Below are 24,318 nucleotides of genomic sequence, written 5' to 3' on the forward strand. Positions count from 1 at the left end.
TTCGAGCAGGGGAGACCCCATCCAAGGACTTCCGGCCGCCTTGCGATCGCACGCACCGGACGGCGCCCCTCATGGGGCAAACATTGCCGGTCAAGGCACTAGTACCGGCTCTCCCGCCGACGATGGGCCTGTCCCTCTTCACCGAGGGGGCAGGCCCATCAGTCGTACGTACGTGGCGGAACTCAGCCGACCAGCTCCACCGGGTGGCGCCGGGCGGGTGCCCAGCAGCGGATGATGTCGCGGACCGAGACGATGCCGACGGGCCCATGGTCGTCCAGCACGATCAGATGGCGGAATCCGCCGTGCGTCATGGCCTCCGCGGCCTCTTCCAGGGTCCAGCTCGGCGCGGCGAAGACCACATCGTTGGTGGTGTGGGTGGACGCGGTCTCGGTATCGGGGTTCTGGCCGGAGCCGACCGAGTTCAGGATGTCGCGCTCGGTGAGGATGCCGATCCCGCTGGTGTCGCGGTCGAGGACGACCGCTGCCCCGATGCGGCGTGCGGACATCAGTCGGGCCGCCTGGCGGAGCGTATGAGTGGGGCCGATAGTGAGGACCATCGTGCTCATGGCGTCACGGACGAGCATGAAGGGAGCCACCTCCTTCGTGAAGCGACTGCGTGAGTCGATTCACAAGTTCACAAGTGGGGGGACTCTCAGCGTTGCATCCCTGGGGGAGTCCAACAAGGGGGCGTGTGGAGATCATTCGAGGGGCGCGCGGAAGTGCATCACACGCCCCTCGGGGTCCGCTGCGTCGTGACGGCCCGGGATCAGTACCGCTGGTATTGAACCGCCCCTCCAGTGGGGTGCGGCATCGCTCCGCAAGATGCCGGTGAGCTGCGTGGTTGCGGGCATCATTGGTCGTTGCTGGCCATCGCCGGCCCCCCTCAGACGGCCCACAGACGGCCCGGAAGAAAGCGTGACGCCGGTCATCTGCAGGAGCGCCAGCGCCCATCCATCGGCAGATTTACAGTCCGCGCGTAAGTCTGCCTCTGACCAGGGCATTGGGCTGCCGCAAGGTGAAGCCGCCCCACGCTTGCCCCACCGCGAGCTAGGAACGATCAGCGCCCGTCTCCTTGACAGTCCACCGCCGATGTCGCACAACGATGCGCTCTGAGCTGCGGCCACGCGTGTGCTGCCGGAATCCCATAGCAATAGCGTCCACGCCTCGTCCGCGGATGCTGCGACCTCACTTAGCCTGCGAGGAAGTTGTGCGCCGCGAACCCCACGCCTACGGAACCCAAAAAGGCCGCCCCACTGGCTCCGAGGACTGCTGTCGGTTCAGCTCCGGCCATGAAGAACAGCAGGCCAGCCCCCATGGCAACGCACAGGCTGGCCGTGGAGATGATCGCCAGCCAGACCCCTCGCTGGGAAGAGGCGTAGGCGCTCAACTCGCTGGAGGGCTACCGGCGCAGCGGGCCTTCCGACCTGCCAACTGCGTGTGGACTGAGATCCGTCAGAAGGATGATGCGGACGACACTTCGCCTCTGACACAATGCGTGTTGATTCGACAGCGCTGGGTAATGTCGGGGGGCATGATGGACACGCCGGAATGGCGGCCGTTGACGCACGAGGCTGGTCTCGCCTCGTACTCACTGAGGGGAGGTCTGGCAAGTCTCAGGAAGGCTAACTACGCCGATCCGCAGGTTTACTACGGCGGATTCTTTCAGTACACCATTGGCCTTGAACGAATCATGAAACTGGCCCTCATCGTCGACTATGTCGTGGAGAACGGAAGCTTCCCCAGCGATCATCAGTTCATGAAGAAATACGGGCATAAACTTACCGACCTTCTTGCGCGGCTCGGAGATGTCCGAAGTCGCCTGGACGTGTCAGCGCGTGTTTGGGAACTTCCGGACGCCGATCTGACGGACGCGGCCATTGGCGTTCTGTCAGACTTCGCTATTGGGGCACGTTATTACAACATTGACGTACTGACAGGGAAAGCTAAAACGCGGGATCCAGTGGAGCGCTGGTTTTCCGAGGTCGGGCAACTCCTCATGAGCAAGCGCAAGCGACCCTTGCGGGACGTGGGGTGGGCGCGGGAGTTGGATGCACAGGTTGGAAGCAGGGCAAATATTCGCTTCGAGACTGAGGACGGATCTCCAGTTCATGGGTTCGCGGCTGCTGCCGAGGCTGCGAATGTGAGCGAATATGTGGCCAAGGAAGGGACATTCCTGTGTGCCAGAATTGCGCGTCACGCAATCTCGATACTTGTCGCGCGGAGCGATCAGGTGTCCAGCCACATTAAAATTCCGTACTTCATCGAGTTCTTCTATCTCTTCACCATGGACGACGCGTACCTCAAACGGCAAAAGTCATTTACTGCCTAAGGGTTTTCCCGCAATCCCCGGCGGGCGCACGACGACAGCTACGGCACCTCCCTTGGCCAAAGAGCCAGATAAGCGCTTCGTTTGGGGAGGGGCAGAGCCCAAAGTGCGGTGGATCGCGCAGCGCGCGTCCTGCAACAGCAGACGTCGTCCCGACGCGTCAGCCGGCCATCACTCCGCTGCCCTGAACGTCTCCTCGTACGGTTGGTCGTCCACGGCGTCGGCATCTGGAGCAACTAGCCCTTGCTCACTACGTCTTGAGCCGTTCGCCAGGGCGTTGATGACGGATTGGGCGCTGTTGGCTGACCCTTCGTTGCCTACCGCGGTGCGGTAGGCGTAAGAGATCACCGTCAGGTCTTCATCGGCGATCTCCCAGGGCGACGTGCAGTGGAGAACCCCGCCAGAGGCAACGGGCTCTTCTGCTGTGCGGTCGAGAACAATGGAGTGGACGACGACCAAGGCGTTGGCCGGGTAGTACCGCCTCTGCTTCTCCACTTCAGCCCGGGTCAGGATGACGTCGCGGCCAGCCGAGGTGGTCCCCTTGATCTCCGCGTGCAGGCGCTCTTCATCCCGCTTCAGCAGGAGGTCGAAGGACTCCCGATCACCAACGTCTTTGACCGACCAGCCCTGTGCCTCGAAGAAGAGCGTGGCCATGTGCACGCTGCGCCGTTCGATCGCGCGTCGCTCCGCGGCCGTGAGGCGGAAGCCCTGCCCGGATCGTGCCGGGCGCGTGTGGCTGCGGCTGCGTCGTCCTGCCACTACGGCCGCGTTTTCCTCGGCCTCCAGCACTTCGGGAGTCGGGTCACCCGGGATGTGCGGGGCCATGCGCTCGGCTTCGTAGACCGTCCGCAGCAAGCCGAGCATGTACAGCAAGTCCGTGATGAGGACGTGCTGCGAGGGCAGAGCTTCACGGGCGTACTCGATGGCAACGACATTCCCAGGTTCATAGCCACGCCCGAGCGAGGTGCGCCCATCCAGTGCGATCTCCTCGTGGAGATCGGCCCGGCCGGCCATCTGCTGAGCGAGGATAGGGCGTGCCCAACCGACCCGGGCCCTGAGGTCCTCGACCTTGCGAGCCTTAAAGTCGCCCCCAGTCCACACGGTCGTCCCTTGATTCAACGACAAGTACACGCGGTCACCGGTGGCGCTGAACAGATAGACGACGTACCAGCCGGTCGTGGCACGCGTGGACTGCTCACGACCGAAGACGCGGACCCACGGGATTTCAGGCTTGTGCCCGGTGCCGTCCCGTCCCTGGACCCCCAGCTCGCCCACGGCCACGCCGAGTGCATCGGCCAACTCCGATGAGCGCTTCCTCAGGAAAGCGGGAAGGTCCTGCCGAATGTGGACGCCCCGCTTCCGCATCTCATCCGTGTTGTCGGCCGTCCACGCACCTTGCAGATCAAGCACATAACCCAAGAGATCATCCACGCGCCGCAGCGTAGACCTCCGCACTGACAGCTACCGGAACGGCTTTCAAGCCAGTCGCTCTGGCCACGTCCACAACGCATGTGACCTGCCAGAATGCTGTCCTAGTCGCACTTGGCTGGTCTCCTGGCCCACAGATGGCCCATGAAACCGCGCCTGGGCTGTGTCGCCGGTTATGTGCAGGAAGGCTGACGCGCCCCTCCATCGGCAGCTTTACAGAGGGCTCCCGTTACCCCGTCTCACCTGCAGCTTCTCCGTTGCTGGACACCTCTGGGGCACACCTGGGGGAAGGGGCTCCGACAACATCGCTTTAGGAGGCGAGTGTGAGTAGATGGCCCGGCCAGCGTTCTGAGCCCGGCGACGCTTGCCTCGATGACGACCCCGCCACCAAGGTTCTGTAACTCGATACGGGCGCCCTGCTCCCAGGTGAAGACCTACTCGACCCCATCGGGCACGGTCGCGACTTGAGTGCTCTCGGCTGGGGCGCTGCTGGATTCGTAGGCCATGCAGACCATCATCCCGCTTCGCGCACACGGCTCCGGAGGCCGACGGCTTTTTCAGCACCTGCGCTGGTCAGAGCTGTTCGGAGTCGGCTATGGCTCGCTACCGTCCACGGATGGTCCACGGGCGGCCGGGGTTGGTCGGTGCCGCTTGGGAGTGCCAGGAACCATTGGGAACGCGTTTGGAGGTAGTCAGCGAGCCCCGTTCATGCAACAGAGCGTCGTGTGAGCTCATCCGCTACCACTTGAAGCCATCGGGAAAGCGACTTCACTCGTGACCCCCGTAGTAGCACGCCGGCTTCCGCGTGGGCGCCTGTTCCTCCCGGAGTGAGGTTCGCGGAGCCGATGTACGCGAGCCGATCGTCTGCCAGCACGACCTTGAAGTGAACACCTAGCCCAACCTCGTCCCACGAGCAAACTGTTAGCTTGCCGCTGGCGGTGCCGGCCGCCTCACGAAGGACCGTCACGGCCTCCACATTGGCGTTGGAGCGATTCGGCGCGGACCAGCCCAAAGCTCTGGTGATCACCGTGGCGGTCCCACCGTCTTGCAAGAGCGTGGCGAGGGCCGGCGCAAGTGCGGTAGTGAAGGACGGATGCAGGTACGGCGCGGCGATCACTAGACACGTTTGGGCGGTTTCTGCGACCTCGCGAATTGTGCGACCCGTGTCGAGTGGCAGCCCTGGTCCTCCGTTGTCGCGTGACATCGTGCTCAGCGAATCCTTTAGGAAAGCTGGCACGGTGAGCACCAACTCCCATCCCTCTTCAACCGACATAGCCACCATCGCGTGTACCTGAGCTAAGAGCAGTGGCGCGACTGCTGTGAGGTTTCCTTGATCGTCGAGAACGCCCGCGTGCGTGAGAGCGTAAGAAACGAGCCGTTGGTCGATGACGGCGTTCATGATGGCCCTGGACACTTCAAGACCGGTGCCTGCGGCGGCCGCGATGTTGGTCGCGGCCGCCGCGGTGTCCACGGGGGCTGATGCCTGTAGAAGCAGGGAGACCAGAGGTCTCAGTGGCTCCAGTACCCGCGCCACCGTCGTCTGCCTTCCGTTCGTGATTGGGTTGACCCTCCGGCAGGGTCGGAAACGAGTGGTGGGAGCGTGCCGAAGAGTAGGTTGCGATCCAGCACAGTGTTGAACCTTGTGCAGGCCACTTCGGAGAGGTGGAGGCACGCAGCGCACGCCCCACCGAAGTCCCGGCGACAAGGCGGATCGAACACGCAGCGAGTCTCCGCGTCCAGTTCACACAGCGCGTCCTCCAGGTCGAACCGATATACGTGTTCGAGTCCACCGAGAGTGAAGTTGCTGCGTGTGTTGGCGTAGACAAGGAAGGCGCAGTTAGCTGGGAAGAGGTATTCCCCGAGAGAGTCGACGTTGAGCCCGCACCTGGTGGCTAGGGCCTTCATCGTGCGGTGAGCCATAGAATGGACGAGACCGAGAATCGCCTTTGTGATGGAATTTTCGGGAGCGTTGAAGACGTCGAGCACGGGGTCGCTGAATTGGAAGATCCATTGTTGAGCCTCTTCCTGCGTGCGCAGGCAAGGATCTTCGATGACCTCCGAGTCGATGAGCCATTGCACCACGGCAAGCTTGTCCAACTCGAACAGCAGGCCCTCGGTCTCGGTGCGCACGCCGTACATTGGGAACTTGCTATCGCGCCCTGCCGGGAAGAAGCGAAACCGCTGCGTGGTCTGGGTGCCTCGGCGTGTGGTGGCCACCGCGTTACTGCTGATCCTTGTGTAGCCTGCCACGATGTAGGCGATGGGCAACTCCCGCAGCAGAGTCACGTCATTGAACCCGCAGCGGGAGATGAGCTTAGGGTATTGCTGGTAGTAGGCCTCCAACTGGGTTCCAGCGTCGCCATCAAGTAGATTCTGGACCGTCAACGGCTTGGCGTCCCAAGCAAGGCCGAGCTGTCGGCATTCTTCACCGAACGCTTCGATCGTCTCGGGATCACGGCCCAAGGCCTCGACTTGGGTGTCCCAGGCGGGCACGTCGTCTTCACGTTTCTGGGCCTTGGCGATGAGCTGGTCGTAGAGCTCCTCGCCCGGCTTCATTCCCAGTGCTTCCGCCGTCTCGCGCGCTTGCTCCACGGCGCCTCCCGTGGCATTGGCGCCTCCAGCTCGTCGGAGACCCTCAGCCCCTCTGGGCAGCGTGCCAAGGCTCTGCGCTACTGCGGCGGCGTACACGCCGTCGTAGGCGAGTGCGCCATAGTCCCCGCGGGTGGGCGGGTTGATGACGGTGACTTGTTGGGGGTAATAGGCCGCTGTCTGCGGCACCCGCATGACCTGAGGACGCCCATCGCGGCAGGTTGAGCACCATCTGACGACTGGTTCGTCCGAGCGCCGCTGGCAGCGGGCGCAGGTCCAGTACCAGCGGGAGGTGTTCAAGTCGCGAGTATTATTGAGGTGCATCCAGGAGCGGCAGCCCGAGGCACATCGAGGTACGGTGATCTCGCTCAGGTGACCGCACTCATGTACCTCGCACCAAGAGAACTGGTCCAACCGCCCGTGAGCGGGAGTGGGGCATGTAGGTGCGGTGTCGGTGGCGCGGATGAGCCGGAAGGCGCCGCATGCACGGCACAGGAAGGTGTTGGGGAAGCGAACGGCCCGGAGGTCCTCCGCTTTGACCAGACTGAACTGTCGCCGCTCGATCGCGGTCAGCTCGGCACCAGCTCGCGGATCGTTACCCGTGGCACTGGCGAAGGGCAGGAGCAGTCGGCGAAGTTGCGGTGCCACCCATCCCTCGGGAACGTCGAGGGGGGTTACCTGGCGCGGTGACTCGCCGAGGACTGATCCCTTGGAGGACCAGTTGTAGGGCTGGCCGGGCATGTAGCGCCAGAGTGCCTGGATATTGCTGCGGTTGAGTTGTTCGAAGACCATGTGGACTCTCTCCGAGTACAGGAGGAAACGGCGGGGAGCGACGCGGAATCCGCGTGTGACTACAACTCGCCGTAGATGGTCAAGGGCTCCTCGATATCGCGCAGGGACCGAGGTACGGACGGATGCAGCAGGTCGGGGAGTCGCTTGCCGGCTTCCGCGCGAAGCGGGAGCGTGGCCAGGTGGTCGTCGACCCAGGCGTCGATGGCCTCGCGGTGCATTCGGTGATAGACACTCGTGCTGTCGATGCCGAATCCGTGACGCAGCAGGGAGACGAGCAGGGCTCGGTCGACTGATCCGTCGTTCACGGCGTCTCGGAACGCGGTTGAGTCCGCCAGGGATCGTCGCCTGCGCCCTCCTGTAATCCAGTCCCGGTCTAGGACCTGTAGGAGCCAGGCCATCAATCCACCAGGCAGGACGCGTTTGAGGACAGGTACCGACTCTCGGTTCACGGGCACCTTGTGGACGAGGCGATCCAGGTAGCGGATCCACTCGGGGTAGTAGCGGAAAACGCTCGCGTCCCGGTCCCGGCTGGGGTTGATCACATTTACCACCAGTCCTGGGAAACGGCGGCCTACGCGTGCCGACGCCTGAATGATCTCGGACGCCTGGGTCGGAGTGCCCATGACGGCCATGACGCCAAGCCTCGCGACGTCGAAGCCGTGCCCGATCGCTTTGGTGGCGGCGATGAGCTTGACGCGCTCCGAGCTGTTCGCCGGAGGCTTCAGCAGCCGGCCAACGGCTGAGCGGATCACGCTAGGACTGGTGTCGCCGTTGATGATCGCGAGGTTGTCCTCGCTCTCCAATAGCTCCCGCACCGCGGGGTCCCGGACGAAGCTGGTCAGATCCTCGTTCCGCAAGCAGTAGGCGACCAAAACCTCGAAGAGATCCTCGCCCGCCCGTCGGACCTCCTCGATGACTGAGACGTCGTTGGCGTCGAGACCCGATTCCGCGGCGACGCTCTTTGGGTCGTCGCGCAGGTCACGCACCCATCGGTCGTGCACCATCGCAACCTCGCGAGTGGCGGTGACCATGGTGCTGGCGCGAGAGCGCACCCCCAGGAAGCGGCGCAGCGGATCGCCCTTCCGGGTAGTGGACCAAAAGGTCTCCCCTGCCTCAGGGCCGTTGACGGGAAAACGCCGGGCTTCGCGGTCGTAGAGATGGCGTACCTGGTTCCGGTAGCCCTCGATGGTCGCGGTGGCGCCGACGATCTGGAAGGGATCGTTCTTGAGTCGCTCGCTGATCCTTTGGAGCAGCGATTCGTACATGCCGTCGAGTGCGCCAAGACTTTCGTCGAGGAGATGGAGTTCGTCGGCGATCTCCAGCCGTACGTGCCCGAACCCCTTCGGTACCGGACGCCGCTGCTCCTTACACCCGAAAACGGAGCACCAGCTGGGGTTGGCGGAGTAGCCGTGCCTAGGGCAGAGAGAATGAGGACGGCCGAGCAAGATCTGGAAGGCCTGGTTCTGGCCAAGTTGCGCGAGTTTGTCGACGGTGCCGACGAGCACGGAGGGTGCCCGGCGGTAGATGTCGTCGTCCACTCCCCAAATCGGGAGGACACCGCTCAGCTCGCAGTTGCGGTTCTCGCAGACGTGGCGCATGGTGTGGCTTGGGTCGTCCCACTTGACGGTGAGACTCCGACCACAAACGGGACAATCGTCTAGCACCCTGCATGCCTCGGCGGTCGCCGGGTCGGTGGGGTCCGGACCGTTGTTGTAATTGCTGCCGTCAGGCTTGCGGAGTCGATTCGGAGTATTGCCACCGCCGACGAAGTAACCGATGCCAAAGGCGCCCGTGTCGCGGATGCGATGGTCCCTACGCCTGAGGATCTCCGCGTTCATGATCATCTTCGCGAAGCGTTCGGTCTGCTGGAGCGCCAACAGGCGAAGTGGAAACCGTGCCCATACCTGCGTGCCCCGGGTGACGCCTGTGTACCTACCGTAGAAGAGCGTGACGAGCATCAGTCCGAGATACGCCTCGGACTTCCCGCCACCCGTTTGGAACCAGACGATGTTGACCTCTTGGTGCTGCTTAGGGTCGACCAGGCCCGGGAGGCACCCAACGATCCAAGCCACCTGAAAAGGGCGCCAGCTGTCGTATTCATCGCCTGCGGCGGCCTTGACCACCTTGTTCGCCGCCACGAAGGCGTCCCGCACGTTTGGATTGGTCCGCAGGATGTCCAATCCGGCACGGACCCAGGCCGCCTCCGCGCGGGCGGCGTGGGCGTCCTCCTCTGCCTCCGCACGCGCATTGTCGTTCCACCCTCGCGCTTTGTGTAGGACGTCCAATGCCGCAGTACCCCAGTGATCGTCTACCCAGACGTCCAAAAGGTCGACCAGGGTCGAGATGGTGCCAACCGGGTTCGCGATGAGGGAGTCGAAGGAGGTATCGATGGGGACTTCGTGGCCAGCCATGTTGCTGGACCTCTCCCTGGGATATGCGCGCCATGTCGGCTCTGTGGCGGCGAACTCGGTCCGGAGCGTGGTACGTCCGCCATTCTCATGGTGAGAGACAGGCGAGGCGTGACCGAACGCTGGCACGGAACGCTCGTATCGATGCGACTGGGCGACCTGTTCCAGCTCATACGGTTCGATGTGTCCGTCGAGCGTCGCCGTCAGGACGACCTGATACAAGCGGGTATCCAGGTACGCCTCCTCGTAGGGGCGTACTCCATGGATCATCTGGTCTTTGGGAGCCGGCGTGGTATTGACCACCGCGACGAAGACTTCAAAGGCTCCATCGAGAGGAGCGATTTCGATCTCGACAGCTGCCCGGTGCTGGGGAGGGGTAACGTCCGCGGCAGGAATCAGATGGTGGGCGCTGTACGCGGCCCACGTTCGATCGTCGACCAAGTCGTGCTCGTAGGGCAGGGATCCGTTCGCCGGAGCGCCCGAGCGCTGTCGAAAGAGCTGGTGGCCATGACTGGCTACTGCGGAGCGCAGGGCTGCAGCGATGTCCTCCTCGCCGACACGCATGGACAATGCCTTCGCGGAAGGAAGGCGAACGAAGATCCGGACAGGATTCATTGCGACGTGCGTCCAGATCTGTGCGAGTGGGTACTTGGTACCGCGCCCGTTTCCTGCGCCTGCCTGAGGAGCTCGGGACACGCGGCCATCAGCCGCTCCGGTTACCGTCTGTACGGTCGCACCAGTTGCCGCCGCCGCGCTACGCGCTCTGGATGTGGCCAAGTTGAGTGCTGTGGTCGTGGAGTCGCGCTGTTCCTCCACCGTGGGATGCAGAGCCACGAAGGCTGACGCCGCGACCTCGATGGTGAGGGTTTCCGGCAGCGTTCGCACGCGGAAGGAGAAGCCTTGGGCCGGCGGGGTGATCTGAAGCCCGCGGAAGCCGGCGTTGGTCTCGTCGACCAGCTTCGCTTCGCTGGCGAGCATGCCGAGCCACAGTTGCTTCTGCGGCTGATCAGGGAGTCGAGTCCCAGTTGGGATGGACGTGCCTGTGGCCTGACTGACGATGCGCCGTGAAAGGCAGCCAAGAAGGGCGTCGTATCGCTGGGCTGGGGTGTCGGCCGGCACGGACGCACGGCCATGAGGAAATACCGGCATGGCGAAGCTCCTGATTTGAAGGATGTGGGCGCGAAGCCGATGGGCACGTCCGGGGATATCCCTCGCGTGACCTGTGACGTGGTGTGAAGTATGAGAGCTATGTGCGTACTGCGCTTCTGGCCAGACAGCGTAGCACCGCCCGGTGGCGCCATACTTCCACTCTGTGCGGTAAGTGACCCTAGGAGACGTATAGTTGATGGAGTACCAGTTCGGCCTCGTACGGCGTGAACAGGTGTCCGGCCAGATGTGCGGGGACACTGTGAGGAGCGCGGTCGATGCCGCGTACCGAATGAGCGGTCACGCTCTCCAGTAGGTCTGATACCCGCAGACCTAGGTTGGCGTCGATCAGCGCATTGTCACGGTGCGAGCGCGCGCCAGCTATCTGGGTGGATAGCCATCGTCCCGCCTTACGGTGCACAATCTGCAGCGTTTTCAAAGCCCAACCAACCCGCTCAGCTTGCGCTAGGAGCACCTGATCTTGGACAGCTCTCGCGAAGCGGCGCACATCCTCCGGATCATGAGGCCCGTTGACCTGACCTCTGACCCACGTCCCAATCGTCTGTGCGGAACGGATGGACGTACCATGCATTCTGCGGTGAATCTCGCCGTACGTCATGCCTGAGTCCGCCACGAGGCGCGCGCGACTGTGCCAAAAGTCCACCAAAGCCTCCAAGGGGGCGTAGGCGGGAGCCTCCGACAACTTTCGGATAACGGCGCCGAGCAAGTCTCCGCGCGCGGCGTGATCGACCAGGTAAATCACGTCCTCCTTCACCAGTGACTTGGCCGCTACCTTCTGCAGCTCCACTCCGCGCCGCCGGGTCACGAAGTCGTTCGGTGCAACGAGCAGAACCATCTCCCTGCCGTCGCTCGCGACCTCGACGGCCAGGACCGTCACATGGGTGAGCGCAGCGCCCCTCTCGACGCGAGCGGGAGCTGGCGCGCGGGCCTCATCGATGTCACGTCCTTCTGCGACGACACGCCGCAAAAGGTCCGGGAGGTCTACCTCGAGCGGATCCCACGGACCGCTCGACTTCAAGAGGGCGGTCCAGGAGGACCGGGGAACACTTGCGCCCTCCGAGAGGAGTCTCACGGCGTTGGGCGGCTGTCCTTCGGTGGCAGGGGTGGCCTGGACGGAAAGACGCGACGCCGATCGCGCGACCGTTTCTTCACGGATCGTGTGCAACGCGGAGCGTGCGGACACCGCTTGTCGCAATGCGCGCCGGCATTCGAACGGTCCGGTCGTGAGCACGGATAGGACTGGAGCGGGTGGAAGCCCGAGCAGTCCGGATCGACCTCGCGGCGGCGGACCTGACAATCGAATCTCGGAGAGCCCCGCAGTGGCTATCCGCCCCGCGACTAGGTCGGCCGTCGATCCCACGGTGACCCATTTCTCCCACCCTGGCGGCGTGTGCGTGGACTCGTTGAGCGCGTCTACCGCGGCCGCACGAGACGCGCCGTTACGGACGACCAGCAACGCCCGCCGCCGCTCAGCCGCGCTTGTGGCGACCCAAGGGATGAGGTAGCCCATCCGCTCCTCTCTCTCGGCGGCCATCAGGGCGTCGGCCAGGGCGTCCGAGACACCCAACCAATGAGCCCTCATCTCGCTCCCGGAGCCCCGCGCCAGTGAACGCGCGATAGGCACTACTTCGCACAAGCGGGTGATGTAAGGCCCTCGCCCTGCATGCCTGTCGTAGCTCACCGGCGACGTCGGCAGCATGGAGATTATGTTGAACACACCCCAGACCCAGCGGAGCCAGTGATGATGGGTGGGGGTACGAGGTGCGATACGGGAAGAGCCAAGACGCACGAGCCTTTCCCGCAGCTCGCCCAAAGCGATGTCCAAGCTCGATGACTCGCCCGCTCTTGGGGTCAAGACGATGGTCTCGGACCGTGCGGCTGCGGCCAAGACGGGCACGCCCGCGATGACAGATCCGGCGTTGAGGCCTTCAGTGACCGTAGGGCGTGCGAGGCCGGCGGCCAAACTGGAGCCATCCCAGCCCCAGACGACGCCTCCCGCCTCTCGCACGAGTGACAGGGCGAGGTCCCCAGGATCCGCCGTGAGGTAAACAAGTGGGGAGACTGCGCTCGCCTGTGCGAGCTTTCGCTGTAGATCGTCTGTGCTGGCGGCCGCGCCATCGATGACGAGTCCGGAAAGCTGATCCGACCACGAAGACAACCGCGCGAGCCCGCTCACGAGGTGGAGGCGGCCCCCACTATCGCGCCGCGGCGTGCCCACCACTCGCACGAGACCGTCGACGCTCACCGATGTACGAGGCACGTAGTCGGCAAGACGCTGGTCCTTGAAGAACAACTGGTCGTACAGCGTACGGGATGCGAGATGTGGAGAGACGACGGCCACCTGGTGGCCGAGGGAACGGTCTCGAAGGATGGCTCGGACCAGTGTTGCCGCACCAAGCAGCAGCGGAGCCGTCGTTCCTGGAAGCGGAAGAACGACCGCGATGGGGACACCGGCCGAGACGGCCGCCTCTACCGCGCTAAGCAGCTCGATATCGAAGGCGGTAGGTGCGAAGGGGACTGTCCGTCCCTCCATCCGGCGTTTTAGGACTCCTCGTGTCAATGCCACGACCAGCCCAGCAGGATCGCACTCAGCCACACCCCCCATCCAGCTCACGTTAGCGGGCAGCGAGGACGCCGCGTCGACGATTCAGCGGATCAGGAGCGACGACTTCGCCGAGAAAGTAGGCCTATCTGGTTGGTCGCCGGGTCACTTGACGGGACCGAAGGGGGATCGCGGAGCGCCGCGCAGGATCAGGCGGGTAGGGATGTCAGAGTTCGGCTTTACGACGCTCGACTGTTGCCTTGATCTCCCCGGCGGCAAGCTCTAGATCTTCGTGCTCCCAGAAGCGGAGCACCACCCAGCCCTGGTCCTTGAGTGCGCTTGTGGTCGCTGCGTCGCGGTCTCGGTTGTCCTTGATCTTCTTGCTCCATGCCTCACTGTTCTGTTTCGACGGCCGGTAGTGTTCCGGACAGCCGTGCCAGAAGCAGCCATCGACGAAGACAGCCACCTTGGCCTTCGTGAAGACAACGTCTGCCGTACGCCTCAATTCCGGGATCGGACGAATACCGACTCGATAGCGGAGGCCCTTGCGGTGCAGCGCCGACCGGAGCAATAGCTCGGGCTTGGTGTCCGCTCCCTTGTTCGCTGTCATGACTGCGCGGACAGACATCGAAATAGCGGTGGAGCTTTCGGGCAGTGGCTCATCGACGGCGAGTCCAGCCTCACGGGCCTTGCTCCAGGCATGGGCAAGATTGGCGGCGCGAGTGGCTTCGGCGACATCGCAGACGTAGCGCTCTTCGGTGCCGCCACTGACCGACCAGCGTAGATACGCCCGGATACGCCGGGTCCGTCGATAAAGCCGGAGAGTGATTGACGCCCGCGCGTATTGGCCTTTCCCAAGCGGAACTGCACGGCGATAGCGTCCGCCTGCCGCTTTATCCTGTTCCGCTGTCCGCTTGTCCCGAGACAGGCCCAACCGTGGCTTGTACGCTTTCGCGGGCGGTAGTCGATCGTTCCAGCCCCGCTGCGTGCCGGCTGCCTCGTGTGTCACGGCTTCTCCAGGGCACCGACCGAGTTCAGGGCGGCTGCGACTGCGTCCGCGAACACCTTGCCCAGCTTCACTGGCACAGCGTTCCCGAGTTGTCGCATTTTCTCGCCACGCGGGCCAGCGAGCGTCCACTCATCGGGGAAGGTCATGACGCGCGCGGTCTCGCGGACCGTCATGTACCGATAGCCGCTTCCATCGAAAGTGGGGTCGTCCATCATCATCACGGACTCGCCGCCAGGGACGCCGTGCACGCCAGCCTTGACAGTCTTGGCGGGCCGGTCAAGGAGGTTGGGGGTGTGCCCCGTGTAGACGCGGGCGCCTGGCCACCCAAAGTGGTCGGAGATCACCCCCACCTGTTCCTTATTGTTGACCGCCTTCTCGCTGACGGACGGCAGGGAGTGTCCCTCAAACTCGTCAACACCGTGGATCGCGTCCCGGAGTGTCCGCCACGGCTGAAGGGCGAGCTTCTCTTTGGTCTTCGAGTTGTTGTAGTTGAGCTTCGGCAGGTTCGCGATGGCGCGGGCCTTCGCTTCCTCCGAGACCTCCCGATGGCGGGCCCAGTACTCTCCGCCCTCACGCATGGAGTGGATCAGCGCCTCGTCAGAGTGTGTGTCCTTCGGTGCGAAGATGTCCCATTTATTCTCGTTCAGTCCAAGGTCGGCGCGAAAGGCCACGATCACGACCCGCTGCCGGATTTGTGGGACACCAAAGTCAGCGGCGTTCACGGGGTGGTGCTTCACGATGTAGCGCTCGGAGTCAGGCACCGAGTCGTTGGCGAGCAGCTTCTCCAGAACCTCGTTGTGCTCCTCCCACGTCGCGCCCTCCTCACGCTCGACAAAGGGGAGCCTCATCTCGTTGAGGATGTACTGGAAGTAGGGGTTGAAGGACTTCCGGAGTAGACCTCGGACGTTCTCGCAGATGACGGCCTTCGGTCGCATCTCTTGAATGGCGCGGAACATCTGCGGGAACATGTTCCGTTCGTCCTCCGTCCCCTTGGCGACGCCGCCCAGGCTGAACGGCTGGCACGGCGGCCCGCCGGCGAGGACGTCGACCTGGCCTTCCAGTTCCTTGAAGTCGTTCTGCAACAGGCGGACGTCACCAGGTTTCAGTGGCCACTTCCCGCCACCCGGCATCTCGTTCGTCTGGAGGGTCTCGATGGCCCGCTTGGCGTACTCGTTCACGAGCAGCGGTCGGAAGCCAGCGTTGTGGACACCCATGGCGAGGCCACCACCACCGGCGAACAGCTCGACACAGGTACCCACCTCGGGATGCTTCTCTCGCAGCTCAGACATGGGAAAACCATACCGCGGAGTTATCGATCAAGTGAGCCCTTCCCGAAAATCCGGCACCGTGGTCCCCAAGTTCACCAGATAGAGTGACGACGATCACTCGTCGCATGCGCAGGAGGCCCTGGTCGTGTCGCTGGAGAACCACGCCGAGTTCAAGTTGAGCATCACCAAAGCACTCGGCGACCAGCTCGCGGCAGCGCTGGAGGAGCTGACCCCCGCGCCTCTGGCTATGGGAAACATCTTGAGGCTCCGCCCCCTGCCCGGCGTGTACCAGCTGTACAAGGGCGAAGATCTCGTCTACGTCGGCAAGGCGGACAAGTCGCTGCCCCAGCGCGTCGAGAAGCACTTCCGGAAGATCTCGGGACGAAGGAACATATCCATTGAGGAGATGTCCTTCACCTGCCTGTATGTCGACGAGGACTTCGGCGCCGTCGCCCCCGAACGCCTCCTGATCAACAAGCACCGGGGGCAAGGCGAGGTGCCCTGGAACTACAACGGCTTCGGCAACAACGACCCCGGCAAACGGCGGGACACCACCGTGGTCGAGGAAAAGCACTTCGACCGCCAGTACCCGATCGACCTGGAATACGCCTTCCCGGACATCGTGACCGTCGACGGCGCGAGCGAGGCCGAATCGACACTGGCGAAGCTGCTCACGATCGCCAAGGGCTTCCTCCCCTACGTGTTCCGTTACGAGTCCACCAAGGCGTTCGACGAGATCACCGTCCGGCTCCCCGCCGGGCCCCTCACCGCCGACGAGGCGCTACGCGTGATCTCCGAGCACGTTCCCGCTCCCTGGCAGGTCACCGCCCTCCCGGGATACGTGATCATGTACGGCAAGACCGAGGACTACCCCAGCGGCATGCGTTACTACCGGGCCGGCCAGGTCATCGACCCAGCCCCGGACGCCTGAGCCTGACAGAACAGACTCCACCCACCGGGCCAACCTCCTCCGTTCCCTTCGCGGGACCTTCTGCCGACCATGAGCCAGGAAGTCATGACCGCTGCATACACCCCGAAGTCGTTCGACCCCCTGTCGACTGAGCAGATCTCCCACACCATCTGCGAGACCTTCGAGCGCCAGCCGTTGGTCTCCATGCTCCACGAGATCCCCCGATTCGACGGGGCGGGGCTATACGCCCTGTACTACCGCGGCGAGGAGGTGTCTCTCTACTTGCCGTTGAACAGCCTTCAGATCCCCGTCTACGTGGGGCAGGGGCGGTCGAGCAACAGCGCCACCGGTGCCAAGGCCTCGGCACGATGCCCTGTCTACGACAGGCTCAGGAAACACCGGCGATCGATAGAAGAGGCCAAACTGCCGCTGGAGGAGTTCCGGTTCCGGGCCCTGTTGCTGCCGGACGTGCACGCCAACCTGGGAGAGAACGGCCTACGCGTCGGTTACCAGCCGGTCTGGAACCACACGCTGACCGGGTTCGGCGGCAACGAGCAGGGCTCCACGACCCGCCAAAGCAAGAAGAGTAAGTGGGACACCGTGCATGACGGACGAAGTCGGACTCATGGCGGCGTCGTACACGAGGCGAACAAACTCCTGGCCACCGCCAAGGTTCATATCGCTCAACAGGTCGTCTCCTACAACGAACTGCCTTGGCACCATCCCGACACGGACACCTATGAAGACCTGGATGGCTGAGCGTTCCTCCAGCACGTGATCGCCCGCCCCTGCCCTCGACTCCAATCCGAGGGCAGGGGCGATCGGGCATGGTGCACGGTGACGCTGTGTAGAGTCCCGCGCATGCCCGCACCCGTCATCGTTAGCGGGTTTCCCCGCCTTCAGCCCGCAGCGCGCTGCTGGGCGCGGCCAGCCGGGGCGAAGACAGAGGCAGGTCGCGCCGCTGAGGCCGCGCGCGCCCGCGCCCTGCGCTGGTCTTGATGAAGTAGAGAGAGTTCTGCCACGCGGTGAAACGGAACAGTTCCCAAGGCCAGCTTGTCAGGACGAAGCCGTGTAGTCCTCGAAGCCGTGGTCAGCCGGTGTCGTTCGACGCTGTGCGAGCCACCCGGAGACGCGTGGTCCCCCGTTCACCGCGCCGCCCTCTCGGACGGTGCGGACGTGCTCGAACTTTTGCCGGAGGTAGTACCGCTGTAGCGCCTCGTTCGTGGTCCACGCGTCAAGGCGGAGCCACTTCGCGCCATCTCGATACGCTCTGTCGCCTGCCCAGTTGAGCAATCGACCGCCAAGGTTCTGCCCGGCGTGGGCACGGGCCACGGTCAGCTTGGTGACGAAAGTGGACGGCTCAGCCAACTCCCGTTCCGTCCACAGGCCCTCTTCTGCCTCCGGTGAGAGTGTGATGGTGGCTGCGGTTGCGGCGCCGTCCATGACCATGAAGACGGAGCTGGCCTTAATCGTGGCTGTCAGCCGGTCAGCTGGATAGGGGCGCTGCCACTGGTCGCTACCGAGACGCGTGAGCCAAGCTGCAGCCTCCTCGCGGAAGGCCACGAGCTTGGTCACGTCGTCCGGGCGGGCGAGGAAGATTTTCACTGAGGATCGTTCTCGCTTCGGGCGGACTGGTCGCCGATCTCGTAGTTCATCCGGTTCAGGTCGCCTCGGAACGTTGTGCCGGTGCAGCGAATGGGCCGCTCAGCCGAGTACCCGTCGCCTCGGTGCCTGAATTCTTGTATCCCCTCCGTGCTCAATCCCATGACGCCCGGCCACAGAACGGGCAGGATTGATTGGTCGCGTACGTAGCAGCCGCCCGGCTGTCGGGCTAGCAGCAGCATCAGGGGGGACAGTGGGGCACCACGACGCACAGGACGCTCGCGAGAGATGGGCAGAAGAGGCCTACTCGGTATTGGTCGATGTAGCGCGTACGTATCACGCGGTCATCACCTACAAGGAGCTAGGAGAGCAGGTGCAAGAAAGGTCGGGCATCCGCACCCAGGCCCTGCTCCACAACTGGATTGGATCTGTCCTCGGAAAGGTGGTCCGTGAAGCGCACCGAAGAGGCGACCCTCCACTGACTGCACTGGTCGTGCACACGGACGACGGCATGGTGGGCGTGGGCTACAAGGAAGTCCTAGAGGCCGCGGGCCAGCCGCCCCTGCTCGGCGTTGAGGAGCGCGAACGGCATGCTGCCGAGGCACGACTCAACTGCTACCAGAGGTTCGGTGCGACTATCCCTCCAGGCGGAGGACGCGCTGCTCTTGCTCCTAAGTACCAGGCAGTCATTGAGCGCCGGCGCGCCCAAACCACGGGGCCGCCCCCCGTATGTACTGGGTGCTTCGTTCAGCTTCCGGCGACGGGCGTCTGCGACTCCTGCGGTTGAGCGGCGGCTTTACAGCGAGAGCTTCAGGGCCCCTGCCAGGCGCTTTCCCCTGTCACTGCAGTCCGTACTTGCGGGCGGTTTCCGGACTGACTCGGGACGGAGAAGCACTGGGCCTCAGTGGGCCAGCACCTTGTTCCCTGGAGTTCCCCGAGGTTCCCCGCTAGAACTGGCACGTATCTGGCACGAGTCAGGTGCTTCGTGAAGGCTTCATTCAGCGCGCAGAGGGGCTTCCGTTCTGGGCCGTCGAGCGCCGTGACCATCGATGCCATCGGCCAATGAAGGATCGATCGACAGAAAGGCGTCCCGGACTGGGGCGCCCTTCTGTCGATCGTTGACCAAGGGCACAATGTGAACGGTTGAACCTGCTGGTTCGCGCAGGGTCATGGGGCACACAGGGGGAGATCGTGCCATTCTTCATACCAGTCATTCTCATCGGTGTCGGTGTAGCGACCGGTGGTAGCGGGGTCGCCCTCGGCGGCAAAGGAGCCCACGACCTCAAGCGTTCGAAGGACCGGCTCAAGGAGGCGGGCCAGGGCTACGAGCGACGCCTAGCCCAGGCCGAGGACGCACTGGCAGCGACGAACACTGCCCTCGAGGCACTGGGGGAGCAGCAGAGGCAGGCGCTCGTCGATGTCGTCGTACGCATGGGCGACTTCCTGCGTCGCCACGAGCGACAGGTGCGCGAGAGCGAGCGGCTGCTGGTGGAGGGCATCGACGCCACCATGACCAAGATCTCCGGGCTTCGCGGTCTGGACGTCGACGCAGTGGCATGGATCGGCGGGGCTCTCGGATCCGCAGCGGCAGGAGCGGGCGCGGGCGCTGGGATCACGGCGGCAGCGAGCAGCTTCGGAGTCGCGAGCACCGGAGTGGCGATCTCCGGCTTGACGGGCGCCGCGGCCGAGAGTGCGACCCTCGCCTTCCTAGGCGGTGGGTCGCTTGCATCGGGTGGCGGCGGTATGGCCCTGGGAGCTACGGCGCTCAACTTCGTCACCATCGGTCCCGCGCTGCTCGTCGGTGGACTGGTGGTCAAGGGCCAAGGCGCGAAGGCGATGACCCGGGCGAGGGAGTTCGAGGCGAAGGTCGCCGTGGCAATCGCTGAGCTTGACGAGACGGACGCCCGCCTGAAGGGCGTCGACGCCCGCGCCGCGGAGCTGCGCGAGCTTCTCACGGACCTCACCTTCCGAGCGCTCAAGGCTCTGGAGCTCCTGGAGTCTGAGCCGTTCGATCCGCCGAGGCACGCCGCGCGCTTCCAGCGGGCCATGACACTGGTCATGGCGGTCCGCGACGTGGCGGCGACTCCGATTGTCGACACTGAAGGCAAGTTGGACGAGCGCAGCGCAAACCTCACCATCAGGTACAGACCCTTGATTGAGGAGACTCAAGATGCCTGACCAACGCAAGGTGCATGTAGGCAAGGTCGTCAACGCGGCTAAGGGCCCCATTCGGGCGATGGACGGCTTCGCTGCGCTGAACCAGATTGTTGAAGCCGCCCGTGAGTGCATCCAAATCCACGAGGTTGAGAGCACCAAGAGAGCCCGGATGGAGGCCTACGAAGCCACGGAGGTCGCTCGGATCCGGGCCGCTGAAGCCGTCCTCAAGGACTACTTCGCACAGGCATTCGCGGAACGACGCAACATCTACGAGGAAATGTTCGCCCGGCTGGATAGGGCACTCGACGAGGGCAACGGCGAAGTGCTGCACACCGTCGTGCGTGGGATCGTCGACATCGCCAAGGGCTCGCCGCTCGCGGACATCGGAGACCTCTCTCAGGTCCGGGCGGCACTGGACGACCCGGATCAAGTATGGGAGCTCTGACCGCAACGCGTTCGGGGATGACACCGCCGACGGGACACGAGCTGGTCCGGCGGCGGCGCAGGGCGGAGAGACGGCTGGCTCAGGTGACATGTCAAAGGCCCCGGACCATGATCGGTCCGGGGGCTTTGCGCTGATGCCCCCGGCGGGATTCGAACCTGCGACACCCGCTTTAGGAGTTCGACCGCGCCATCCGCTCGCCTGGGTGGCAAGCCTGGGGCGCGGTGCAGTGCGTAGCCCGGGATGCGATCAAGGCCGCTCGGGTCCGCCGACGTTGCCGTCAGAGACTGCCGTCATGCGACTCGTAGAGGGCCCGCGTCAGAGCGGGACGTCGCGCAGGCGCACGGCATGCACGACGGCGATCCGCTGGGGCCGGGAGAATTACAGTCCCGCCCAGCATGCCCGGGGACCAGGCACTTCGTTAGTTGTGGATGTGTCTCCGCGCGGAGGTTGGGCTCCGCATACTCCCGCAATCCCCCGGGCGCTCAGCGCTTTGACTTGGTCGAGACTTCACCCGAGGGTTGAGGTGGCGGCCCCGAAGCGAGCTGCCTCGGCTGCTAGGCCTGCTGGGCCACGGGTAGGGGTCCAGACACGTGGTCGGCCTCAGACGTGTCTAGCCGGGGTCGCTCAATTCGCGAAATTTTCCCAGAAGCCTGCAATAACTGGGCTGATTAGCGAAAGTCCGACGGTGTCGTCTGCACTGGCAGCCGCGAGAAAACGTCCGTCGGGTGAAAAAGTCACCCCGTACACCGGGCCCGTGTGGCCGGTGAGGGGTTGGCCGATCTGGTAGCCGGTGGCTGGGTCCCACAGCCGCACCGTCCCGTCGCCGCCGGCGGTAGCCAGGAGGCGGCCGTCAGGCGAGAAGGTCACGCCGCGCACCGGGCCCGCGTGGCCGGTGAGGGGCAGCCCGATTCGCTGGCTGGTGGCTGGGTCCCACAGCCGCACCATCCCGTCGGCGCCGCAAGCTACAAGGAACTGGCCTCTGGGCGGAAAGGCCAGCCCATACACCGGGCCGGTATGGGCATTGAGAGGGTCGCCGATCTGCTGGCCGGTGACTGGGTCCCACAGCCGCACCGGTCCATCGCCACCGCAGGTTGCAAGGAGATGGCCGCTAGGCGAGAACGTCAGCCCATGCACCGGGCCGGTGTGGCCGGTGAGGGGTTGGCCGACTTGGTGGCTGGTGGCTGGGTCCCACAGTCGCACCGTGCTGTCGTCGCCGCCACTGCTGCTAGCGAGTAGGCGGCCGTCGGGTGAGAACGCCACGCTACGCACCGGGCCGGTGTGGCCGGTGAGGGGTTGGCCGATCTGGTGGCCGGTGGCTGGGTTCCACAGTCGCACCGTTTTGTCGCCGCCAGCGCTGGCAAGTAGGCGGCCGTCGGGTGAGAACGCCACGCTACGCACAGGACCCGTGTGGCCGGTGAGGGGTTGGCCGATCTGGTGGCCGGTGGCTGGGTTCCACAGCCGCACCGTTTTGTCGTCACTGCCGCTGGCAAGTAGGCGGCCGTCGGGAGAGAACGCCACCCCAACCACGCCAGCGGTGTGGCCGGTAAGCGCAGGAAGGGGGACTGACGCTCTGTCGAGGGCTGACAGGAGTGCCCTAGCGGCCATAGGCCCGAGTGTCCGGGTCAGTCTGTCAGTCTCAGCCAGGGCATAGAGCCGCACTGCCCGATCGTCGCCACCCGTGGCGAGTAGGCGACCGTCGGGAGAGAACGCCGATCCGCAAGTCACAGTGCCGTTCCTGAGGGGTTGGCCGATCTGCTGGCCGGTGGCTGGGTTCCACAGCCGCACTGTCTCGTCGTCGCCGACGGTGGTCAGGATGCTCCCATCAGGCGAGAACGAGGGCCCATACACCGGGCCGGTGTGGCCGGTGAGGGGTTGGCCGATCTGCTGGCCGGTGGCTGGGTTCCACAGCCGCACCGTTCCGTCGTCGCTGCCGTGGGCGAGTAGTCGACCGTCGGGAGAGAACTCCACCCCATATACTGCGGCGTTTTGAGCGGTGAGGGGTTGGCCGATCTGCTGGCCGGTGGCTGGGTTCCACAGCCGCACCGTTCCGTCGTCGCTGCCGCTGGCGAGCAGGCGGCCGTCAGGTGAGAACACCACGTTAAGGACCGCATTCGTGTGGCCGGTGAGGGGTTGGCCGATCTGGTAGCCGGTGGCTGGGTCCCACAGCCGTACCGTCCCGTCGGCGCCAGCGGTAGCCAGGAGGCGGCCGTCGGGAGAGAACTCAATCTCGTACACCTCACCCGTGTGGCCGGTGAGGGGTTGGCCGATCGGAAGAGCGGTGGCTGGGTCCCACAGCCGCACCGTCCCGTCGTCGCTAACGGTGACCAGGAGGCGGCCGTCGGGTGAGAACAAGGCGCGGGACACGGCGGGGGTGTGGCCGGTGAGGGGCTGGCCGGTCTGGTGGCCCGTGGCTGGGTCCCACAGCATCACCGACTCATCCTCGGCGCTGGCGGTGGCCAGAAGACGGCCGTCGGGTGAGAACTGAATATCGTGCATCGGGCCGGCGTGACCGGTGAGGGGTTGGCCGATCCGGCGGCCAGTGGCTGGGTCCCACAGCACCACCGTCCCATCGTCGCTACCACTGGCAAGTAAGTGCCCGTCTGGGGAGAACGCAAATGCCGTTACTCGGCCGGTGTGGCCGGTAAGAGGAGGCAAGGCGATCGGCTCTTGGATTGCAGGATCCCGAAGGAATGATTGACGACTCAGCACGCCTGGCGTCAAGTCAGCCATGTCAGATGAACTCGCTGGTTCTTCACTCGCACTCTGCTCGATAACCACGGCCGGGGCTTCGGTCGGAAGAGGGCTCACCGACACTTGCGCCGGAATAGGGGGCGCCGATTTGAGGGCAGGAGAGATGCTGCCGGGGACACTGGCGGCCTCCGCGGTATGGCGCAGAGCCTCAAGCTTCATCCATCGGCCGTGCCAAGCGTCCACCTCGGCGTCATCGAGCGGGGGCACGCCAAGCGGTTGACCGTATTTGTCGTGAGCGAGCAGGACACGGACCAGTGCCATCAGGAAGTCGAGACGCGGAAGACGGTCTCCCTTGAAGACCGGGCTCTGAGTGGCCTGGGGCAGAGCCCGCATTCTTTGGATCCCGTCAGCACGCCGGGCGATGTCCCGGTAGGTCAGGCTGCCGTGAGCGATACGCAACTGGCGCAGATCGGCCGCGAAGACAGAGAGTTCCTGAGCGAAGGCTTCGCCCGGAGTCAACTCCGCAAAGCCCGTTTCGCTGCCCTGGTCCATCGTTCGCCCCCATTACGCGTGATCGACCAGGTTAGAACAGGGTGAACGGAACGGTCTCGAACTTGAAGGAACGGGGCGGAACATCCATGAATGTTCCGGACCAACATCACCTGTACCGCTGCGTACCTGGGTGGTCCGACTTCGGCAGAGCTGTTCCGTTACTGCAGGTCAGGGCGCTCCAGGTGGTCCAGTTAAGGCATGACGAATCCTCAGCCACCGCAGCAGCCGTTCCTCACCATGCACACCGCACTGATTCTCTTGATCGCGCTCGTCCTCGGCGCTGCGTTCGGGGCCCTGACGTTCCTGACCGCGGAGAGCGTCGCGGCCGCGGTCCTTGCCGGCTTGACCACCACCGGCGTCAGCATCCCCGTACTACGCACCCTGGTCTCTCCTGACCAGTGACAGGGCGACCACAGCGGGGTGATCACGTTG

At 64.4% G+C, this 24,318-nt stretch carries 16 protein-coding genes and 1 pseudogene; 6 read left to right on the forward strand and 11 right to left on the reverse strand.

Features of this window, described 5'->3' with window-relative positions; translation table 11 throughout:
* Positions 1–182: 182 nt before the first annotated feature.
* A complete protein-coding gene (locus tag ACFU8W_RS16445; protein ID WP_345510456.1) occupies positions 183–584 on the reverse strand; it encodes a CBS domain-containing protein in 402 nt (133 codons plus the stop codon).
* A 947-nt stretch (positions 585–1,531) separates the two neighbouring features.
* Between ACFU8W_RS16445 and ACFU8W_RS16450 the strand changes: the two genes are divergently transcribed.
* Positions 1,532–2,329, forward strand: coding sequence for a hypothetical protein (locus ACFU8W_RS16450; protein ID WP_384037036.1), 798 nt, complete (start codon positions 1,532–1,534; stop codon positions 2,327–2,329).
* A gap of 168 nt (positions 2,330–2,497) precedes the next feature.
* Here the strand turns inward: ACFU8W_RS16450 and ACFU8W_RS16455 are convergent, their stop codons facing one another.
* From ACFU8W_RS16455 to ACFU8W_RS16485, 7 genes are all read right to left on the reverse strand, one after another.
* Entirely contained in the window at positions 2,498–3,757 is a 1,260-nt protein-coding gene (locus ACFU8W_RS16455) for an MrcB family domain-containing protein (RefSeq protein ID WP_384037039.1), read from the reverse strand.
* Between the two features lie 703 nt (positions 3,758–4,460).
* Positions 4,461–5,225, reverse strand: a complete 765-nt coding sequence (locus ACFU8W_RS16460) for a hypothetical protein (protein WP_384037042.1) — start codon at positions 5,223–5,225, stop codon at positions 4,461–4,463.
* Between the two features lie 38 nt (positions 5,226–5,263).
* A complete protein-coding gene (locus ACFU8W_RS16465; protein WP_384037044.1) occupies positions 5,264–7,135 on the reverse strand; it encodes a hypothetical protein in 1,872 nt (623 codons plus the stop codon).
* A gap of 59 nt (positions 7,136–7,194) precedes the next feature.
* Positions 7,195–10,692, reverse strand: a complete 3,498-nt coding sequence (locus tag ACFU8W_RS16470; protein WP_384037047.1) for a hypothetical protein — start codon at positions 10,690–10,692, stop codon at positions 7,195–7,197.
* 178 nt (positions 10,693–10,870) lie between these two features.
* On the reverse strand, positions 10,871–13,243 hold the full coding sequence (locus tag ACFU8W_RS16475) for a hypothetical protein (RefSeq protein ID WP_384037050.1): 2,373 nt from the start codon (positions 13,241–13,243) through the stop codon (positions 10,871–10,873).
* 235 nt (positions 13,244–13,478) lie between these two features.
* Positions 13,479–14,261, reverse strand: a complete 783-nt coding sequence (locus ACFU8W_RS16480; RefSeq protein WP_384037052.1) for a very short patch repair endonuclease — start codon at positions 14,259–14,261, stop codon at positions 13,479–13,481.
* Positions 14,258–15,550 carry a DNA cytosine methyltransferase gene (locus ACFU8W_RS16485; protein ID WP_384037055.1) on the reverse strand — a complete coding sequence of 431 codons (1,293 nt, stop codon included), beginning with the start codon at positions 15,548–15,550 and terminating at the stop codon, positions 14,258–14,260. Before ACFU8W_RS16485 ends, ACFU8W_RS16480 begins: the two co-directional genes overlap by 4 nt.
* A gap of 124 nt (positions 15,551–15,674) precedes the next feature.
* On the opposite strand from ACFU8W_RS16485, the gene ACFU8W_RS16490 reads away from it, so the two are divergent.
* Positions 15,675–16,460, forward strand: coding sequence for an Eco29kI family restriction endonuclease (locus tag ACFU8W_RS16490; protein WP_384037057.1), 786 nt, complete (start codon positions 15,675–15,677; stop codon positions 16,458–16,460).
* A gap of 69 nt (positions 16,461–16,529) precedes the next feature.
* Positions 16,530–17,198, forward strand: a complete 669-nt coding sequence (locus ACFU8W_RS16495) for an Eco29kI family restriction endonuclease (protein WP_384037060.1) — start codon at positions 16,530–16,532, stop codon at positions 17,196–17,198.
* A gap of 297 nt (positions 17,199–17,495) precedes the next feature.
* Here ACFU8W_RS16495 and ACFU8W_RS16500 read toward each other — a convergent pair whose 3' ends face one another.
* Positions 17,496–18,044: a GNAT family N-acetyltransferase gene (locus tag ACFU8W_RS16500; protein ID WP_384037063.1), complete on the reverse strand. Its 549-nt coding sequence runs from the start codon at positions 18,042–18,044 to the stop codon at positions 17,496–17,498.
* A pseudogene (locus tag ACFU8W_RS16505) lies at positions 18,041–18,157 on the reverse strand (GntR family transcriptional regulator); the annotation flags it as partial. The gene ACFU8W_RS16500 and the pseudogene ACFU8W_RS16505, both read right to left, overlap by 4 nt.
* A gap of 1,075 nt (positions 18,158–19,232) precedes the next feature.
* Between ACFU8W_RS16505 and ACFU8W_RS16510 the strand changes: the two are divergent.
* On the forward strand, positions 19,233–20,219 hold the full coding sequence (locus ACFU8W_RS16510; RefSeq protein WP_384037066.1) for a hypothetical protein: 987 nt from the start codon (positions 19,233–19,235) through the stop codon (positions 20,217–20,219).
* Positions 20,212–20,643 (forward strand): hypothetical protein, encoded by a 432-nt coding sequence (locus ACFU8W_RS16515; RefSeq protein WP_384037069.1) that lies wholly within the window; start codon positions 20,212–20,214, stop codon positions 20,641–20,643. The genes ACFU8W_RS16510 and ACFU8W_RS16515 overlap by 8 nt, the downstream gene beginning before the upstream one ends.
* Before the next feature lie 624 nt (positions 20,644–21,267).
* Here the strand turns inward: ACFU8W_RS16515 and ACFU8W_RS16520 are convergent.
* Positions 21,268–23,886, reverse strand: coding sequence for a WD40 repeat domain-containing protein (locus ACFU8W_RS16520; RefSeq protein ID WP_384037072.1), 2,619 nt, complete (start codon positions 23,884–23,886; stop codon positions 21,268–21,270).
* 198 nt (positions 23,887–24,084) lie between these two features.
* On the opposite strand from ACFU8W_RS16520, the gene ACFU8W_RS16525 reads away from it, so the two are divergent.
* The gene (locus tag ACFU8W_RS16525; protein WP_384037075.1) at positions 24,085–24,288 is read left to right on the forward strand and encodes a hypothetical protein; all 204 of its coding nucleotides are present in this window, start codon (positions 24,085–24,087) and stop codon (positions 24,286–24,288) included.
* Positions 24,289–24,318: the final 30 nt, after the last annotated feature.

The organism is Streptomyces sp. NPDC057565 (assembly GCF_042801455.1).
Lineage (GTDB): Bacteria > Actinomycetota > Actinomycetes > Streptomycetales > Streptomycetaceae > Streptomyces > Streptomyces yanii.

What these genes read in the sequence shown, in the direction of transcription:
- ACFU8W_RS16445 (WP_345510456.1), bottom strand. Translation starts at nt 584, where the DNA reads ATGCTCGTCCGTGACGCCATGAGCACGATGGTCCTCACTATCGGCCCC.
- ACFU8W_RS16475 (WP_384037050.1), bottom strand. Translation starts at nt 13,243, where the DNA reads ATGGAGGGACGGACAGTCCCCTTCGCACCTACCGCCTTCGATATCGAG.
- ACFU8W_RS16485 (WP_384037055.1), bottom strand. Translation starts at nt 15,550, where the DNA reads ATGTCTGAGCTGCGAGAGAAGCATCCCGAGGTGGGTACCTGTGTCGAG.
- ACFU8W_RS16515 (WP_384037069.1), top strand. Translation starts at nt 20,212, where the DNA reads ATGCCTGACCAACGCAAGGTGCATGTAGGCAAGGTCGTCAACGCGGCT.
- ACFU8W_RS16525 (WP_384037075.1), top strand. Translation starts at nt 24,085, where the DNA reads ATGACGAATCCTCAGCCACCGCAGCAGCCGTTCCTCACCATGCACACC.
- ACFU8W_RS16465 (WP_384037044.1), bottom strand. Translation starts at nt 7,135, where the DNA reads ATGGTCTTCGAACAACTCAACCGCAGCAATATCCAGGCACTCTGGCGC.
- ACFU8W_RS16450 (WP_384037036.1), top strand. Translation starts at nt 1,532, where the DNA reads ATGATGGACACGCCGGAATGGCGGCCGTTGACGCACGAGGCTGGTCTC.
- ACFU8W_RS16470 (WP_384037047.1), bottom strand. Translation starts at nt 10,692, where the DNA reads ATGCCGGTATTTCCTCATGGCCGTGCGTCCGTGCCGGCCGACACCCCA.
- ACFU8W_RS16495 (WP_384037060.1), top strand. Translation starts at nt 16,530, where the DNA reads ATGAGCCAGGAAGTCATGACCGCTGCATACACCCCGAAGTCGTTCGAC.
- ACFU8W_RS16520 (WP_384037072.1), bottom strand. Translation starts at nt 23,886, where the DNA reads ATGGACCAGGGCAGCGAAACGGGCTTTGCGGAGTTGACTCCGGGCGAA.